At 62.1% G+C, this 18,555-nt stretch carries 13 protein-coding genes; 8 read left to right on the top strand and 5 right to left on the bottom strand.

Annotated features, from left to right (window positions below):
* Window positions 1-171 precede the first annotated feature (171 nt).
* Complete coding sequence (gene aceE, locus I5R65_RS10010; RefSeq protein ID WP_180670719.1) at window positions 172-2,868, bottom strand: pyruvate dehydrogenase (acetyl-transferring), homodimeric type; 2,697 nt, start codon at window positions 2,866-2,868, stop codon at window positions 172-174.
* 587 nt (window positions 2,869-3,455) lie between these two features.
* Complete coding sequence (gene gshA, locus I5R65_RS10005) at window positions 3,456-5,051, bottom strand: glutamate--cysteine ligase (RefSeq protein WP_180670718.1); 1,596 nt, start codon at window positions 5,049-5,051, stop codon at window positions 3,456-3,458.
* Between the two features lie 306 nt (window positions 5,052-5,357).
* Between gshA and folD the strand changes: the two genes are divergently transcribed.
* The 8 genes from folD (at window position 5,358) to I5R65_RS09965 (ending at window position 15,288) form a co-directional block, all read left to right on the top strand.
* Window positions 5,358-6,203 carry a bifunctional methylenetetrahydrofolate dehydrogenase/methenyltetrahydrofolate cyclohydrolase FolD gene (folD, locus tag I5R65_RS10000; protein WP_180670717.1) on the top strand — a complete coding sequence of 282 codons (846 nt, stop codon included), beginning with the start codon at window positions 5,358-5,360 and terminating at the stop codon, window positions 6,201-6,203.
* Between the two features lie 59 nt (window positions 6,204-6,262).
* Window positions 6,263-8,338 carry a M3 family metallopeptidase gene (locus I5R65_RS09995; protein ID WP_180670716.1) on the top strand — a complete coding sequence of 692 codons (2,076 nt, stop codon included), beginning with the start codon at window positions 6,263-6,265 and terminating at the stop codon, window positions 8,336-8,338.
* A gap of 121 nt (window positions 8,339-8,459) precedes the next feature.
* Entirely contained in the window at window positions 8,460-8,879 is a 420-nt protein-coding gene (locus I5R65_RS09990; RefSeq protein ID WP_180670715.1) for a DNA polymerase III subunit chi, read from the top strand.
* Window positions 8,880-8,895: 16 nt separating this feature from the next.
* Window positions 8,896-9,333, top strand: coding sequence for a hypothetical protein (locus tag I5R65_RS09985; RefSeq protein WP_180670714.1), 438 nt, complete (start codon window positions 8,896-8,898; stop codon window positions 9,331-9,333).
* A 192-nt stretch (window positions 9,334-9,525) separates the two neighbouring features.
* Window positions 9,526-10,836 carry a D-amino acid dehydrogenase gene (locus I5R65_RS09980; RefSeq protein WP_180670713.1) on the top strand — a complete coding sequence of 437 codons (1,311 nt, stop codon included), beginning with the start codon at window positions 9,526-9,528 and terminating at the stop codon, window positions 10,834-10,836.
* 346 nt (window positions 10,837-11,182) lie between these two features.
* The gene (gene lpxO / locus I5R65_RS09975; protein WP_180670712.1) at window positions 11,183-12,082 is read left to right on the top strand and encodes a lipid A hydroxylase LpxO; all 900 of its coding nucleotides are present in this window, start codon (window positions 11,183-11,185) and stop codon (window positions 12,080-12,082) included.
* Between the two features lie 551 nt (window positions 12,083-12,633).
* A complete protein-coding gene (locus I5R65_RS09970) occupies window positions 12,634-13,704 on the top strand; it encodes a GGDEF domain-containing protein (protein WP_180670711.1) in 1,071 nt (356 codons plus the stop codon).
* Between the two features lie 513 nt (window positions 13,705-14,217).
* A complete protein-coding gene (locus I5R65_RS09965) occupies window positions 14,218-15,288 on the top strand; it encodes an asparaginase (protein WP_180670710.1) in 1,071 nt (356 codons plus the stop codon).
* 172 nt (window positions 15,289-15,460) lie between these two features.
* Here I5R65_RS09965 and hydA read toward each other — a convergent pair whose 3' ends face one another.
* The 3 genes from hydA to I5R65_RS09950 form a co-directional block, all read right to left on the bottom strand.
* On the bottom strand, window positions 15,461-16,885 hold the full coding sequence (gene hydA / locus I5R65_RS09960) for a dihydropyrimidinase (protein ID WP_180670709.1): 1,425 nt from the start codon (window positions 16,883-16,885) through the stop codon (window positions 15,461-15,463).
* Window positions 16,886-17,016: 131 nt separating this feature from the next.
* Window positions 17,017-17,745, bottom strand: a complete 729-nt coding sequence (locus I5R65_RS09955) for an aspartate/glutamate racemase family protein (RefSeq protein ID WP_180670708.1) — start codon at window positions 17,743-17,745, stop codon at window positions 17,017-17,019.
* An 11-nt stretch (window positions 17,746-17,756) separates the two neighbouring features.
* Window positions 17,757-18,548, bottom strand: a complete 792-nt coding sequence (locus tag I5R65_RS09950) for an ABC transporter ATP-binding protein (protein ID WP_180670707.1) — start codon at window positions 18,546-18,548, stop codon at window positions 17,757-17,759.
* Window positions 18,549-18,555 lie beyond the last annotated feature (7 nt).

Genomic DNA, 18,555 nt, shown 5'->3' with positions numbered 1-18,555 from the left:
TGTTCCCAGGCCCAGGGCCGGGAGGGATATTCGCAGTAGGGAAGGTGCTGCCGCAAAGCCATTGCATCTTAAGCGATCCGGCTGCGACCCTTCCCGTTTTTGTGGCAGTGCCAAACACGACACATCCCCGCGATCAGCAGGCTGAGGCGGGGATGGTCGGTCGGGCGGTCCTTACACGGTCACCGGGTTGGGCTTGTTGGGATCGATGCCGTACTTGGCGATGGCCTGGGCCACCACTTCCGGCTTGATCTTGCCTTCATCGGCCAGCGACTTCAGGGCGGCCACGGTGACGAAGTGACGGTTCACCTCGAAGAACTCGCGCAGCTTGGCGCGGGTGTCCGAGCGGCCGTAGCCGTCGGTGCCCAGCACCTTGTAGGCGCGGCCCTTCGGCACGAAGGCGCGGACCTGCTCGGCGTAGGTGCGCATGTAGTCGGTGGAGACCACGATCGGGCCCTCGGTACCTTCCAGCGATTGCTCGAAGTAGCTCTTCTTGGCGGTGTCGGCCGGGTGCAGCATGTTCCAGCGTTCCACGTCCTGGCCTTCGCGGGCCAGCAGGGTGAAGGACGGTGCCGACCAGACATCGGCGTCGACCTTCCAGTCGTCGCGCAGCAGTTCGGCGGCGGCGATGACTTCGCGCAGGATGGTGCCCGAACCCAGCAGTTGCACGCGCAGCTTGTTTTCCTTGCCGCCTTCGTTCAACAGGTACAGGCCCTTCAAGATGCCCTCTTCCTGGCCTGCCTTGATCCCCGGGTGGGCGTAGTTCTCGTTCATCACGGTGATGTAGTAGAACACGTCTTCCTGGTTGGCCACCATGCGGCGCAGGCCGTCATGGATGATCACGGCGACTTCGTGGGCGAAGGTCGGGTCGTAGGGGATGCAGTTCGGGATGGCCGAGGCGAACACATGGCTGTGGCCGTCTTCGTGCTGCAGACCTTCACCGTTCAAGGTGGTACGACCGGCGGTGCCGCCGATCAGGAAGCCACGGGCGCGCATGTCACCGGCTGCCCATGCCAGGTCGCCGATACGCTGCAGGCCGAACATGGAGTAGTAGGTGTAGAACGGGATCATCACACGGTTGTTGGTCGAGTACGAGGTCGCCGCAGCGATCCACGAGCTCATGCCACCGGCTTCGTTGATGCCTTCCTGCAGGATCTGGCCGGCCTTGTCTTCGCGGTAGTACATCACCTGGTCCTTGTCGACCGGTTCGTACAGCTGGCCGACCTGGCTGAAGATGCCGATCTGGCGGAACAGGCCTTCCATACCGAAAGTACGGGACTCGTCGACCATGATGGGCACCACGCGCTGACCCAGGTTGGGGTCGCGCAGCAGCGCGGTCAGCACGCGCGAATAGGCGGCGGTGGTGGAGATCTCACGACCTTCGGCGGTCGGCTCCAGCATGGTCTGGAAGGCCGACAGTTCCGGCACCGGCAGCTTTTCGTCAGCGTGCGGGCGACGTTGCGGCAGGTAGCCGCCCAGGGCCTTGCGGCGCTCGTGCAGGTACTGCATTTCCGGGGTGTCGTCGGCCGGCTTGAAGAACGGGATGCTGGGCAGCTCGGCGTCCGAGATCGGCAGCTGGAAGCGGTCGCGCATGGCGCGGATGGCTTCGTCGTCCAGTTTCTTGGTGTTGTGCGCGGTGTTGCGCGCTTCGCCGGCCTTGCCGAAGCCATAGCCCTTGATGGACTTGGCCAGGATCACGGTGGGCTGGTCCTTGGAGTCCTGCGCGACCTTGAAGGCGGCGTAGATCTTGTGCGGGTCGTGACCGCCACGGGTGAGGCGCCAGATATCGTCGTCCGACATCTTGGAGACCATTTCCAGCAGCTTGGGATGCTTGCCGAAGAAGTGCTTGCGCACGAAGGCGCCGTCCTTGGCCTTGTAGTTCTGGTACTCGCCGTCGACGGTTTCCATCATCACCTTCTGCAGGATGCCGTCCTTGTCACGGGCCAGCAGCTCGTCCCAGCCGCTGCCCCAGATGACCTTGACCACGTTCCAGCCGGCGCCACGGAAGTCGGACTCCAGTTCCTGGATGATCTTGCCGTTGCCGCGCACCGGGCCGTCCAGGCGCTGCAGGTTGCAGTTGACCACGATGACCAGGTTGTTCAGTTTTTCACGACCGGCCATGCCGATGGCACCCATCGATTCCGGTTCGTCCATTTCACCGTCGCCGCAGAAGGCCCAGACCTTGCGGTTGTCGGTCTTGGCGATGCCACGGGCGTGCAGGTACTTCAGGAAGCGCGCCTGGTAGATCGCCATCAAGGGGCCCAGGCCCATCGAGACGGTCGGGAACTGCCAGAATTCCGGCATCAGCTTGGGGTGCGGGTAGGACGACAGACCGTGACCATCGGCTTCGCGGCGGAAGTGGATCAGTTGGTCTTCGGAGAGACGACCTTCCAGGAAGGCGCGGGCATAGATGCCGGGCGAGGAGTGACCCTGGATGTAGAGCAGGTCGCCGCCGTGATCTTCAGTCGGGGCGTGCCAGAAGTGATTGAAACCGATGCCCAGCATGTTGGCCAGCGAGGCGAAGGAAGACAGGTGCCCCCCCAGGTCGCCATCCACGCGGTTGGCCTTGACCACCATGGCCATGGCGTTCCAGCGCATCCACGAGCGCAGGCGCTCTTCGTATTCCAGGTTGCCCGGGCAGTGCTCGCCCTGGTCGGTCGGAATGGTGTTGACGTAGGCGGTATTGCTGGAGAAGGGAATATGGGCACCACGACGGCGGGCCAGATCGACCATGCGTTCCATCAGGTAGTGGGCGCGATCCGGGCCTTCCTTTTCGATCACTGCTTCGAGGGCGTCGAGCCACTCCTGGGTTTCCATCACATCGGGATCGTTGGCGGCCTGCGCCAGAACTTGATCGATTTGGGCTGACATGTCATGTCTCCTGGTTGTTGAGAGATCCGTCCGGTCGGATAGACCTGGCGGGTCGGTCGGTTCATTCGGTACGCTGCCGCCGGCAAGTGAAGCAGGAAGACCATTCCGTTGCCTGTGCTACAACCCTTCCCGGCCCGTGGGGCCAGGCTTTGGAGGCGGAACAGGCTTAAATGTACGGTCTTCCAGCCGTGTGGACGACGAATTTTATCAGGGAATTTTCGATTTTCAAATTACGATAATCGATTTCATAATACGAAAATATGCTGCAAAGCGGCATGAACAGGCGCTTTGCGGACCGCGTATTTTTACTGTATCGCTCTGTGAGCGCGGTTTTCTTGCCCTGTTTGCAATGCCGCAAACGCCCCTGGACCGCCTGTAAGTCAGGCCTGGTGGTGTTGTCGTGAAGGAAATTTCATGCCTGGAAGACAATGCAAGGCCCGCGATGCCGTCCACAGGCACAGGCGATCTTTCTGCAGCCGCTGACGCTGGCGACAGAACTTGCTCTATATAAATGAAGGGATGTTCAGACCCGGCTGCAGATGGCGCCAACGGATGCGGCTAACAGATGGCGCTCCCTGGTGACGCGATCAGATCGCAATATTGCCCAGCGTACTGGCACGATAGGCGGCGACGAAGGTATCGAAGTCGCCGATCTGGGTGCGCTCGATGTCGCGCTGCGCATCCAGCGAGGCCTGGGCGATGGCCACGAAGTCAGCCGTCTTGGCGGCCGACAGCGGCCGGGCGCGCAGCTGCTCGGCCTGGCGGCGGCTGTTGGCCAGGGTGAAGCCGGGGAAGGAGTTGCCGGCGGCGCGGATTTCACGCAGCACCTGGGCCGACGGGGTGGCATCGGGATCGGCCAGCTTGCCGCGCTGTACAGCCAGGCTGTCGCGATGCTGGCTGCCGCCCAGTTGGCGGTCCAGCAGTTCGGCCACTGGCGCCATGCGGTCCAGCAATCGCTCGCCCCAGTCCTTGAGCAGGATGGATTCGCCCTTGCACTGCAGGTGCAGGCCGGGACGACGACCTTCCTTGACGGTGGCCAGGAAGTTGGCGCGGTTTTCCACGCCCTCCTCGTCCGAGGTCAGGCAGCTCGATTCCAGCGCCAGGAAGTGCAGGAACACGTCCAGGAAGCGCGCTGCCTCCAGGCCGATGCCCAGCGGGTTGAAGGGATCGATGTCCATGCAGCGCACTTCCACATACTGCACGCCACGCGCCGACAAGGCCTGCACCGGGCGTTCGCCGCTGTTGATGACGCGCTTGGGACGGATCGAAGAGTAGAACTCGTTTTCGATCTGCAGGATGTTGGTATTGATCTGCACCCACTCGCCGTCGCGCTTGGTACCGATGGCTTCATAGGGCGGATACGGTTCGCTGACCGCATGCGAGAGGCTACGGATGTAGGCCGGCAGGTTGTTGTAGTGCGGCGTGATATTGGCCTGGGCATGGTTCTGGTAACCCAGGTCGCTCATGCGCAGGCTGGTGCCATAGGGCAGGAAGAGCGTGTCCTTGGACAGCGTCTCCAGTTGGTGCGGGCGGCCGCGCAGGAAATTGGTGGCCACCGCCGGCGAGGCACCGAACAGATACATCAGCAGCCAGCTGTAGCGGCGGAAGTTGCGGATCAGGGCGATGTAGCGCTCGGACTGGTAATCCCGGCGCGACAGCGAAGAGTCAACGGTGTCATCCTCGTCACGCAGCACTTCCCACAGGTCTTCACTGAGCGAGAAGTTGTAATGAATGCCGGCGATGCACTGCATGGTGCGGCCATAGCGCAGCGCCAGGCCGCGCCGGTACACATGCTTCAACATGCCGATGTGGGAACTGCCGTACCAGCCGAGGGGAATCTCATCTTCCGGTGGCAGCACGCAAGGCATGGAGGCATTCCACAGCAGTTCGCCCTCCAGCTTGGTATAGACGAAGCGGTGGATTTCATCCAGGCGCTGCAGCGCATCGGCGATGTCGGGCATGGCCGGGGTGATGAACTCCAGCAGCGACTCCGAGTAATCGGTGGTGATCAGATCATTGGTGAGGGCCGAACCCAGCGCCGGCGGATGCGGCGTGCGGGCCAGTTGCCCCTGCTCATCCACGCGCAGCGTCTCCCGTTCCACGCCGCGCAGCCCCTGACTCAGCAACGCAAGATGTTGCGGCTGGGAAAGCTGTTGCAGGCGGCGGGTGAGGAGATCGGTCATGCGCAAATCCTTGTAACTAGGCGGAAAACTGGGGAGCGGGTGCGTTTGGTTGCGGGAGCATAACCGAAATTGGAAATTCCCGTCGTGCGCTACCCCAAATGCCGATGTCACTCAAAACTGTCATGCTTTATGGCAAAAAAAGACACTGACAGGCAACAAACGGCAATATAGGGCCGCTGGCATGCCGGTCGCCCCCGGCCCCGGGCTGGCTTTATAATCACGGGTTCCGGCGCTTTGCGCCCCAGTCGCCCCGGCCCGCCCGGGAGCTTTCCTCCTCGCCCTGCCCTCTTTATTACCTTCACTGCCATGTCTGCCCAACTGATCGACGGAAACCTGCTCTCCCAACAACTGCGCGCCGATGTCGCCAAGCGCGCCGCCGCCCTCACCGCCCAAGGCAAGCAAGCCGGCCTGGCCGTGATCCTGGTGGGCGACAGCCCGGCTTCCCAGGTCTACGTACGCAACAAGGTCAAGGCCTGCCAGGACAATGGCCTTCACTCCGTGCTGGAAAAATATGAAGCCACGATGACGGAAGCCGAACTCCTGGCCCGCATCGACGCCCTCAACCAGGATCCCAAGATCAACGGCATCCTGGTGCAACTGCCGCTGCCGGCCCATATCGACTCGCACAAGGTGATCGAAGCCATCGCCCCGGAAAAGGACGTCGATGGTTTCCACGTCAGCAATGCCGGCCTCCTGATGACGGGCCAGCCGCTGTTCCGCCCCTGCACCCCTTATGGCGTCATGAAAATGCTGGAATCCATCGATTACCCCGTGCGCGGCGCCAATGCCGTGGTGGTGGGTGCCTCCAACATCGTGGGCAAGCCGCAGGCGATGTTGCTCTTGCAAGCCGGCGCCACCGTCACTATCTGTAATTCCAAGACCCGTGACCTCGGCCACCACACCCGCCAGGCCGACATCCTGGTGGTCGCCACCGGCAAGCGCAACATCGTCACTGCCGACATGGTCAAGCCGGGTGCCGTCGTCATCGACGTCGGCATGAACCGCGATGACAACGGCAAGCTGTGTGGCGACGTCGATTTCGCCAATGCCAGGGAAGTCGCCGGCTGGATCACCCCGGTGCCGGGTGGCGTGGGTCCGATGACCATCACCATGTTGCTGGTCAACACCATCGAAGCCGCAGAACGTACCTAAAACCGCATCACCTTCCGCGGGCGCCACGCCAGCGGGAGGCTTCAGAGAAACGAGAGCCCATGACCACCACCGACATCGCCGCCAATCCCCTGCTGGACTTCTCGGGCTATGCCCAGTTCGACGCCATCGCCGCCGAGCACGTTACCCCGGCGCTGGACAAGCTGCTGGCCGATGCCAGCCGTCTGGTCACCGAACTGGAAGCGCCGATGGCCGAGGTGACCTGGGACAACTTCGTCGAACCGCTGGAGTCCGCCACCGAAAAACTGGGCCGCGCCTGGAGCGTGGTGGGCCACCTGAATTCGGTCATGGATACCCCGGCCCTGCGTGCCACCTACAACGAGAACCAGCCGCGCCTGGTGGAATTCTGGACCGCGCTGGGCCAGAACCTGGCGCTGTTCGAGAAGTACAAGGCGCTGCAGACCAGCCCGGCCTTCGCCTCTCTGTCGGCCGCACGCCGCAAGGTGGTGGACAACGCGGTGCGCGATTTCCGCCTGTCCGGCGCCGAGCTGCCGGAAGAGAAGAAGGAACGCTTCGCCGAGATCCAGGAAAAGCAGGCCATGCTGACCACCCGCTTCTCGGAAAACGTGCTGGATGCCACCAATGACTTCGGCCTCTTCGTCGAGGACGAAGCCGAACTCTCCGGCCTGCCGGCCGACGTCAAGCAGGCCGCCCGCGCCGCCGCCGAGAAGGATGGCAAGCCCGGCTTCAAGTTCACGCTGCACTTCCCCTCCTACTTCCCGGTGCTGCAATACGCCGACAACCGCGCCCTGCGCGAGAAGATCTACCGCGCCAACGCCACCAAGGCCTCCGAGCTGGGCGCCAAGCCGGAATGGGACAACAGCGGCAACATCGACCAGATCCTGCAGCTGCGCAAGGAAGAAGCGCAATTGCTGGGTTATGCCAACTTCGCCGAGGTCTCGCTGGTGGCCAAGATGGCCAAGTCGCCCTCGGAAGTGATCGCCTTCCTGGAAGATCTGGGCCAGCGCGCCCGCCCCTTCGGCCAGAAGGATTACGAAGAACTGAAGACCTTCGCCCGCGAAAAGCTGGGCCTGGAGGAGCTGAAGGCCTGGGACAGCACCTATGCCGCGGAAAAGCTGCGCGAACAGCGCTACGCTTTCTCGGAACAGGAAGTGAAGCAGTACTTCCCCGAGCCCAAGGTGGTGGGCGGCCTGTTCCAGGTGGCGCAGCAACTGTTCGGTGTGCAGATCAAGCCCGATACGGCCCCGGTCTGGCACAAGGACGTGAAGTTCTTCCGCATCGAACGCGACGGCCAACTGGTCGGCCAGTTCTACCTCGACCTGTATGCCCGCTCCGGCAAGCGTGGCGGCGCCTGGATGGATGACGCCCGCGCCCGCCGCCTCACCGCGCAAGGCGTGCAGACCCCGATCGCCTATCTGGTCTGCAACTTCACCGAACCGGCGGTCGTCGATGGCGTGGCCAAGCCGGCCCTGTTCACCCATGACGAAGTGATCACGCTGTTCCACGAATTCGGCCATGGCCTGCATCACATGCTCACGCAAGTCGATGAAGTGGGCGTCTCCGGCATCTCCGGCGTGGAATGGGACGCGGTGGAACTGCCCTCGCAGTTCATGGAAAACTTCTGCTGGGAATGGGACGTGCTGCAGCAGTTGACATCCCACGCCGAGACCGGCGCACCGCTGCCGCGTGCGCTGTACGACAAGATGATCGCCGCCAAGAACTTCCAGTCCGGCCTGCAGATGCTGCGCCAGGTGGAATTCTCCCTGTTCGACATGCTGATCCACCATGAATATGAAGTCGGTGGCAGCCAGACCGTGCAGCAACTGCTCGACAGCGTGCGCGACCGCGTTGCCGTGATCCGCCCGCCCGAGTTCAACCGCTTCCAGCATTCGTTCTCGCACATCTTCGCGGGCGGCTACGCGGCTGGTTACTACAGCTACAAGTGGGCCGAGGTGCTGTCCGCCGATGCCTACAGCGCCTTTGAAGAAGCTGCAGTGACCGGCGGCAACGTGATCTCGCTGGAAACCGGACGCCGCTTCCAGCAGGAAATCCTGGCCGTGGGCGGCTCGCGCCCGGCCATCGAGTCCTTCAAGGCCTTCCGTGGCCGCGAGCCCAGCATCGACGCCTTGCTGCGGCATAGCGGCATGGCGGCCTGAGTCGCTGACGAGCGACTTCGCAAGATGGCCAGCACGGCCCGCCCCGGTGGCGGGCCGTTTTTCTTTGGCCTGGCCGCCGCCGCGGATGGCATGCTGCAGCGCGAGCCACTATACTGGCGGGATGACCCGAATCGATTTTCACAGCAACGTCCCGCAAAAGATCGCCTACGTCTGCCGACTGGTGCGCAAGGCGCGTGCGTCCGGTGCCATGCTGGTGCTGCGCAGCCCCGATCGCGCCGAACTGCAGCAACTGGACCAGGCGCTCTGGAGCTTTTCCGAGCAGGATTTCCTGCCGCATGTCATGGCCGGCGATCCGCTGGCAGCACAGACGCCCATCATCCTCACCGGCGACGACGCCGCCGAATTGCCGCATCACCAGATACTGATCAACCTCGGCACCGACACGCCGCCCCAGTTCGCCCGCTTCGAACGCCTGCTGGAAATCATTTCCGCCGACGACGCCGACAAGGCCGCCGGCCGCGATCGCTACCGTTTCTACAAGGAACGCGGCTATCCGCTGTCGCACCACGTGGCGGCCTGAGACCCACGCTCCAGACATGAACCACGACGACAACAGCATCCCCCTCCTGACCGAGATCATCCCGCTGGCTCCGGCTGCCCCGGCCGCGCTGGATTACGCCGCGCCGATGCAACCGGGCGCCTTTCACACCCAACCTGCGGCCACCCACTATCAGGCGCCCGCGGCTGCAACGCCCGTGATGTCGGCCATGGCCCCGCCGCCCCAGGTCACGCCGGCCGCCGAGCAGTACCGCCAATGGGAACAGGAAATCCGCGAAAACGTCCTGCAAAGCCTGCTGGAGCGCGTCGATACCGTGCTGCACCAGCATCTGCAGGACCAGATGGCGCTGGCGCTGGACCATCTTTCCGATATCGTGATGCAGCGCGTCAGGGAAGGCCTGCGCGACGCCCTGGCAGAAACGGTGGAGCGCGCCGTGGCCGAAGAGATGGCGCGCTTCTCGTCTTCGAAAAATTAAAATCCTGGCCGATTTTTCTTTTCTTTTTGAATAAACCGTCGGCTTTCGGCTTTTAATTAACAAAAAATCTGCCCAGTATTGATTACATCGGCAATCGCGCTTTTCTTACAATGCTTGCATCGTTCACATCGTCCAATGACGGTGTGAAATCCGAAAAACACCAGCAAGTTCATGCAAAACCGGGAGAGTGAGATGAAAGTGATCGTATTGGGCGCAGGCATTATCGGAACCGCTTCCGCCTGGTTCCTGAAGAAGCAGGGCTACGACGTCACCGTCATCGAACGCCAGCCCGGCGCAGCGCAGGAAACCAGCTTTGCCAACGGTTGCCAGATTTCGGTGTCGCACGCCGAACCCTGGGCCAACCCGGCTGCCCCGATGAAGGTGCTCAAGTGGCTGGGCAAGGAAGATGCTCCCCTGCTCTATCGCTTCCGCCCCGAATGGCTGCAATGGAAGTGGGCCGTGGCCTTCCTGCGCGAATGCACCGCCGCCCGTACCGACGAGAACATCCGCAACATCGTCGCCCTGTGCGAATACAGCCGCCAGACCCTGCAGGCGGTGCGCGCCGAGACCGGTATCCAGTACGATCACCTGACCCGCGGTATCCTTCACTTCTACACTGAAGAAAAGGAATTCCAGGACTCCCTGCCGGCCGCCAAGCTGATGCGTGATCTGGGTTGCCCGCGCGAATCCATCGGCGCCGACGAAGTGGTGCGCATCGAACCGGCACTGGCCTCGATCCGCAACAAGATCGTTGGCGGCGACTTCACCGCCACCGATGAATCGGGCGACGTCTTCAAGCTCACCACGGGCCTGGCCAAGAAGAGCGAGGAAGCCGGCGTCGAGTTCCGTTATTCCACCACCATCACCCGCCTCATCACCGAAGGCACCGGCGCCGCCGCCCGCGTGACCGGCGTGGAAATCATCAATCCGGATGGCCGCCATGAAGTCCTCACAGCCGATACCTTCGTGGTCGCCATGGGCAGCTTCTCGCAGCAACTGGTCAAGCCGCTGGGCATCGACCTGCTGCTCTATCCAGGCAAGGGCTACTCGGCCACCTACAAGGTCATCAACCCGGACGCCACCCCCAGCGTCTCGCTCACCGACGACGGCTACAAGCTGGTGGTCTCGCGCCTGGGCGACCGTCTGCGCGTGGCGGGCACTTGCGAACTCAACGGCTATGGTCGCGAGCTCAACACCACCCGTTGCGAAGCCATCACCCGCCGCACCCGCGAACTGTTCCCCGACGGCTGCGACTACGAGAACCCGACCTACTGGACCGGCCTGCGCCCGCTGACCCCGTCCAACGTGCCTTACGTGGGCAAGACCAAGGTCGCCAACCTGTACCTGAACACCGGTCACGGCACCCTGGGCTGGACCATGGGTTGCGGCTCCGGCCGCGCCATCGCCGAAATCGTCGCCGGCCGCGTGCCGGAGATCGATTTTGCCTTCACCGGCCTGCCGCGCTGGAACCGCGCACGCCAGGTGGTGACCCAGGCCGCCTGATCACAACGCTTCAGCTTCCAGCAAAAGGACCGGAATTTCCGGTCCTTTTTTCTTGGACGCTTGATCTGCATCAGCGCAGCTCCGCCATGCAAGATCATTCATATAGAGCAACATAGGGTGCTTACAAATACGAACATCCCCTTGGTGTAGAATCCCCGCTTACTCTGCGTCACCACGGCCTTGCCGGGGCTTGCGCAACCTCGGGAATTTCAACTCATCATCACGCATCTAGCGCCTTTCTGCCGCCTTTGCCGTTGATCCTTCCCGAATCGACCCCATCTGGACGAACATCCGTCACTGCATTTTCCTTCACTTGGAAAAGCAGGCAACATCAAAGGACACTGCAATGAAGTGGGCAATAGTCTTCATCTACATTTTTTCCATCCTCTTCATCCACTTCCGTGGACGCGTACGCCTGCCCTTCCTGCGCCAGTTCTTCGACCACTCGTCGATCATGTCGCCGATCAACCTCTTCATGTACGCTTTTTCGCGCGTGCCGGCGGTGCCGTATCCGGCGGTGAAGGAGTTCCAGGATCTGGCCCTCATCGACCAGAACTGGGAAGTGATCCGCGACGAGGCCGTGGCCCTGCGTGAGATGGCCAAGATCAAGGCCGCCGAAAAGAATGACGACGCCGGCTTCAACTCCTTCTTCAAGGCCGGCTGGAAGCGCTTCTACCTGAAGTGGTACAACGCCAGCCATCCGTCGGCCGAAAAGTTTTGCCCCAAGACGGTGGAGATCCTCAAGCGCATTCCCAGCGTGAAGGCTGCAATGTTTGCCGAACTGGCCCCGGGCGGCACGCTCAATCCGCACCGCGACCCCTTCGCCGGCTCGCTGCGCTATCACCTCGGCCTGGTCACGCCCAACGACGACCGCTGCTTCATCGAGGTCGACGGCCAGCGCTACAGCTGGCGCGACGGCCAGAGCGTGGTGTTCGACGAAACCTTCATCCACTGGGCGCAGAACGGCACCGAGACGAACCGTATCATCCTCTTCTGCGATGTCGAACGTCCGCTGCGCTATCGCTGGGCAGAAGCCATCAATGGCTTCCTCGGTCGCACCATGATGACCGCTGCCGCCTCGCCCAACGAAACCGGCGACCAGACCGGGCGCGTGAACAAGCTGTTCCGTTTCGTCTGGCTGGCAGGTCAGTATCGCCGCCGCTTCAAGAACTGGAACAAGACCGTCTACAAGATCACCAAGTTCGGTCTCATCATCGCAGTGGCGCTGTTGATCATCTATGCCTGAGGCACCGGACGACGGCAGGACATGCCTGCCAACGGGCAAATGATATAAACAAAATCGCCGGTCAATTGACCGGCGATTTTCTTATTGCGGATTCGCAAAATATCGACGGCAATTGTCGCGCAATGAGAGCCGATACGCCTACCGCAGAGCTTCGTGCGATTTGTCGCGAGCCCGCGTCCCGTCTGGCACTGCGGTGCAGCGTGAGGAATCGTACCAAGAGGGAAAATCAAAAGGCGCGCAAGTTCCTGCGTAAGCAAAAATCAAATGCGGCACAAAATTTCCATACGGAAATGAAACCTCATTTTTCGATGATGAATTGCAGAAACTGCTTCATTCGAGCGCATACCAGCGTGTAAAATCTTTCTGCTTCCGTGCTAGCTTCATGGCGTGATTCTTGCATCCTGGCTGGGCCGCATTCCTCGGGGAGAGGTGCTGCGACCGGCTGCTGCCAACCACTCGCCTCGTACTCATTGATCGCATGTAAGCGTCCGCTTCCGACCTCGCGGACCAAGCGCAAGCCGAGTACCGACCATACATAGAACAATGGGCTCATGCAGGACATCGACGACGAGATGAAAAAACCGCTGCTCAAGCATCTGGTAGAGATCACGGCCCATCGGGAGCATTCCCGCCTGGCCATCTCGGTCATCTCCGCGCTGTACCAGCTCACCGACGTGCGCAGCATCCGCATGCTCGACATCTTTACCATGCGCGACGAATACTATGTGCAGGAGAAGATGGTCATCAGCGACGGCGTGGTCCATACCATCGCCGAGCTGACCAACGACGATCCCAAGGAAGCGCTGTCGTCCTATCCGGCAATGATGGCCTGTATCCGCAACCACCTCAACGAGTACCAGGAGACCACGCCCGACGGCGCGCATGTGCTGTGGCTACCGGTGTGGCTGCACGGGAAGATGAACTCCTGCCTGGAACTGCGCAGCGAACACGTGCTGGCACCGGCGACGATGGAAGTGATCCACGGCGTCTTCCACATCTACTGCAATTACCAGAGCCTGCTGGACTACAGCGAGCGCGATGCACTCACGGGACTGTTCAACCGCAAGACCTTCGACGAGCAATTCACCCGCTACGCCTTCGCCATCGCCCCGCACGAGGCGCATTCGATGGAGAAGGACGAGGAGCGTCGCCACGATAGCAACAGCGAGCCCAAGGGCCATTGGCTGGCGGTGGTGGACATCGATCACTTCAAGCAGGTCAATGACCGCTACGGCCATCTCTACGGCGACGAAGTGCTGATCCTGGTGGCCAACATCCTGCGCGCCTCGTTCCGCGCGCACGACCGCATCTTCCGCTTCGGCGGCGAGGAATTCGTGATCCTGCTACGCGCCACCACGCTCTCGGACGCCCGCAAGATCTTCGACCGCTTCCGCCAGAACGTGCAGGAATACGATTTTCCGCAGGTGGGCAAGGTCACTGTCAGCCTGGGCTTCGTCAACATCGCCCGCGAAACGCCGGTGGTGATCCTGGGTCATGCCGACCAGGCCCTGTATCACGCCAAGAAAAGTGGCCGCAACCGCATCTGCTATTACCAGGAACTGGTCAATTCGGGCGTGCTGCGTTCCGGTATCACCACCAACGATACTGTGGAATTCTTCTAGGGCCTGTTCCCACTCAATCTGCGAGTGCGAGAGGTCGTCAAGCGTTGACTGCCTAGGCGCAGCGACGCGCCGTAGTGGTGCTACGGCAAGGAGCTGCAACAACGGCAGGCGACGCTTGCCGGCCTCTCCCGGAGGGTTGCGCCCAGAAGGCGCGCTGGCGGCGTTGCACGGCAAGGCTGGTGGCACCACGCCTTCTGGGCGCAACGCATCTCGCAGATTGAGTGGGAACAGGCCCTAGTTCCTCACTCGACAACACCCTTGTCAGCCGGCCGCGCAAGCGGCCTTTTTTTCGCCTGGCAGCGGCGGCACAGGCAGTCGGCAAGTTCATGCATAGTGCGCATCCGCTCATGTTTTAAAAGCATGAGACAGCACGGCAGCGCTTTCGTATGATCGCCAACGTTCGATGCTCACCGTACGAACTCATCCCGCGATCCGCTTGCAGACAAGCATCAGAAACGAAACAGGAGCGTGATCGCCCGTCGCTACCCCATGCGTACCAGGAGACCTATAAAAATGCAGCAGACACACTTCAAGAAAACCGGCGCCGTCCTGATCCTCTCGCTGGCCTGCGCCTTCGCGGCACAGGCCCAGGACAAGAAGCCCAACGTGGTCGTCATCGGCACCGGCGGCACCATCGCCGGCGCGGGCGCTTCCAGCGTCAACACCGCCGCCTATCAATCGGCCGTGGTACCGGTGGACAAGATCATTGCAGCCGTCCCGGAGATTTCCAAGATCGCCAATGTGCGCGGCGAGCAGATCTTCCAGATCGGCAGCGAGAGCTTCAATGACGAGCGCCTGATCAAGCTGGGCAAGCGCGTCTCCGAACTGCTGAAGCAGGGCGACGTGGATGGCATCGTCATCACCCACGGCACCGATACCATCGAAGAGACCGCCTACTTCCTGAACCTGGTCCTCAAGAGCGAAAAGCCGGTGGTGGTGGTCGGCTCCATGCGTCCGGGCACCGCGCTGGGTGCAGACGGTGCGCTGAACCTGTATGACGCGGTGCTGGTAGCCGGCAGCAAGGAAGCCGCCGGCAAGGGCACGCTGGTGGTGATGAACGATGAAATCCACTCCGGCCGCGACGTCACCAAGAGTAACACCTTCAAGGTCGAGACCTTCCGCTCGCCCTACGGCCCACTGGGCTACGTGGTGGAAAACAAGCTGAGCTTCTACCGCCTCCCGGCCCGCCCGCACACCACGCAGACCGAGTTCGACATCGACAAGATCAGCAGCCTGCCGCGCGTGGACATCGTCTACAACTACGGCAATGTCAGCCGTACCGCCTATGACGCCTTCGTCGCCGCCGGCGCCAAGGCCATCATCCACGACGGCACCGGCAACGGCAGCGTGGCCGAGCAGATCGTACCGGTACTGCAGGAAGTGCGCAGCAAGGGCGTGCAGGTCATCCGCGCCTCGCGCACCGGCAGTGGCGTGGTGATCCGCAACGGCGAACAGCCCGACGACAAGTACGACTGGGTGGTGGCCGACGACCAGAACGCCCAGAAGGCGCGCATCCTGGCCGAACTGGCGCTGACCAGGACCAATGATCCCAAGGAACTGCAGAAGATCATGTGGAAGTATTGATCTGACCTGATTCCAGAAAACGATATAAATCGTTTTCGCATTCACGATCTTCTGTTGCTTCTGTTGCTTCTATTGTTGAAATTGCTCTCGGCCCCGCTTCGGCGGGGCTTTTTTCTGGCGCAGTGAAACGCGTATTCGATGACCGGTTACAGCTATCGCCAAGCTCACCTTCTCATTCGAAGATCTGCTTCTTGGGCCGGGCCGGATCAGGCAGGCCGCACGGCAGGAATTGGCCCCGTCCCGGCGTTCCCAGGACTTCGCCATCGCGCCAGACGATCTCGCCGCGCGACAGCGTCAGCACCGGCCAACCCGTCAGCTGCATGCCTTCATAGGGGGTGTAGTCGACATCGTGATGCAACATGCTGTTGCTCACCCGGACCTCGCGATGCGGATCCCAGATGGCAATGTCGGCATCGCTGCCAATGGCAATGGTGCCCTTGCGCGGATAGAGACCATACATCTTGGCCGGATCGGTCGCGGTCAGCGCGACGAAACGATTGAGATCGATGCGGCCCTTGCCCACGCCCTCGGAAAACAGGATGGGCATGCGCGTTTCCAACCCCGGCGTGCCATTGGGGATGTAGCGGAACGGCACTTCCTGGCCACCCGGTTTCTTGCCCTGCGGGTCCTCGTAGCGGAAGGGAGCATGGTCCGATGAAAACACGGTGAACAGGCCGCTGGCCAGGCCGTCCCAGACGTATTGCTGGTTGGCCTTGTCACGCGGTGGCGGGCTGCAGACGCACTTGGCGCCATGGTAGCCGTCATCGAGGTGATCGGCCGTCAGCACCAGATATTGCGGACAGGTCTCGGCATGGATGCGCAGGCCGTGGCCGTGGGCCCAGCGGATCTGTTCGATGGCCTCCCGGCCCGACACATGCACGATCAGGATGGGCACGTCCACCAGCTCCGACAGGGCAATGGCACGATGCGTGGCTTCCCGCTCCACCATCATCGGCCGCGAGTGGGCATGATACTTGGGCGCCGTCAGGCCGGCGTCTTCCAGCTGCTCGGTCAGCCAGCTGATGCAATCGGCGTTTTCGGCGTGCACCATGACCAGGGCCCCTTCCCTGCGCGCCAGCGCCAACAGGTCGAGGATCTGACGATCATTGAGCTTGAGATCGTCATAGGTCATGTAGATCTTGAAGGAGGTGTAGCCTTCGCGCACCAGCTGCGGCAGCTCGTGCTTGAGGACCTGTTCGCTGGGGTCACTCACGATCATGTGGAAGGCGTAGTCGATCACCGCCTTGCCCTCGGCCCGGCGGTGGTAATCCTCCACCGCTGCGCGCAGCGAGCCACCCTTGGCCTGCGCAGCGAACGGGATCACCGTCGTGGTGCCACCGCAGGCAGCCGAGATCGTCCCGCTCCGGAAATCGTCAGCCATTTTCAGGCCCTCTTCCATCGGCTGGTCCAGGTGGCAATGCGCGTCCACACCACCGGGCAGGACCAGTTTGCCGCTGGCATCGATCTCCTCGCGGCCAGGCGCCAGGCCACGTCCCAGCATGGCCACCTTGCCGTCCTTGATGCCGACGTCGCATTGCATGATGTCCGAGGCCGTCGCAACGGTACCGTTGCGAATCACCAGGTCAAAGCTGTCCATCTGTTTTCCTTTCGATCAAGCTCGCGTCTGTCCTGCGGCCGGCTGTGCCGCGATGGTCGTGACGCCGCCAACGCCGCCGGCACGTGGCCGGGACGTCTGGCAGGGATAGAGAGTGAGAAGTGCGGAGGGGCCTAGCGCACGTCGCGGAACAGGCTGCCCCAGCCACGGATGCGCGAGGGATCGGCACCGGCCTGTTGCAGCGATTTCCAGACCACGGTGGAGATGGTGTCGTAGATCGGGATGCCGACTTCGCGCTCCAGCTCTTCCACCAGCGGTGCACCGCGCAGGTTGGTGCAGAAGATGGTGATGGCCTCTGGCTTGTCCTTGGCGACCTCGCGCACCATGGCACGCAGTTCCTCTGCCCCCACTTCGGAGAAGGAGAAATTGTCCTGCTTGCGCAGATGGCGTTCGGAAACGCATTCCAGCCCCGAGGCGGCATAGTTCTTGACGATGGCCGCCTGCACCTCGTCCAGGTAAGGCGTGACCAGGCCGAAGCGCTTCACGCCGGTGATGTCGAAGATCTCGTTGAGCGCCAGTACCGAAGTGCAGGCCGGGATGCCGGTCGCCTCGGTGATGCGGCGGCACAGGCGCTCGTCGGCATCGAAACCCAGCCAGCCCGAGGATGTGCCATTCCAGGCGATGCTGCCGACCTTGGCATGCGAGAGCAATTCGGCGGCACGCAGGATTTCGCTATCGTCGAACTGCGCCAATGCCTGGTTGGACAGCGCGATTTCGGTCACGCGAAAACGTCCGAAGTGGGCGCTGGCTTCGGGGATGTCGGCCAGCATGGCAGTGGTCACCGGCTCCAGCGTGGTGTTGGAGGACGGCGTGAGCATGCCGAGCAGGGTGCGTTGGGTCATCAGATTTCCTTTCAGGCCGCCAACAGGGCGGCATCGGCATGGGCCAGCGCCGATTCTTCGCGGATCAGGCTCAGCACATGGCGTTTGTATTGGTTGAATTCGGGGGTGGTGGTATCGCGTGGACGCGGCAGGTCGATGTCGATCAGCTCGCGCATGCGTCCCGGCCGATGCGTCATCACCGCCACCTTGGTGGCCAGGATCAGTGCCTCATCGACACTATGGGTAACGAAGACAATGGTGCCTTCGTAACGCTGCCAGAGGGCCACCAGCTCTTCCTGCATCTCCATCTTGGTCTGCGCATCCAGTGCCGCGAAGGGCTCGTCCATCAGGATCACCGAGGGGTTCTGCAACAGGGCGCGGGCAATGCCGACCCGCTGCGCCATGCCGCCCGAGAGTTCGCTGGGATAGTGGTTCTCGAAGCCCTTGAGCTTGACCGTCTCGATGAAGGGCTGGGCCGCCGCGCGCCGGGCAGCGGCGCTCTTGCCCTGCAGCTTGAGCGAGAAGGCCACGTTGTCCCAGACCGGCAGCCAGGGCATCAGGTTGGCCTGCTGGAACACCATGCCGCGATCGGCACCAGGCCCGGTGATGGCCTGGCCCGCTACCTTCACCGTACCGCTGGTCGGGAATTCGAAGCCGGCGATCATGTTCAGCAGCGTGGACTTGCCGCAACCGGATGGGCCGAGCAGGCAGAGGAATTCCTTTTTCTCCAGCGGCAGGCTCACCCGGTCGATGGCCAGCATGTCGGTGCCGCGCTTGCGGTCCTTGAAGACCTTGACGATATCGTTCAATTCGATGAATGCCATGATGCGT

This window comes from Herbaspirillum sp. AP02, assembly GCF_015767275.1.
Classification (GTDB): domain Bacteria; phylum Pseudomonadota; class Gammaproteobacteria; order Burkholderiales; family Burkholderiaceae_D; genus Herbaspirillum.
Note: the sequence above shows the minus strand (reverse complement) of the source record. Positions and strands in the feature narration are given on the sequence as shown.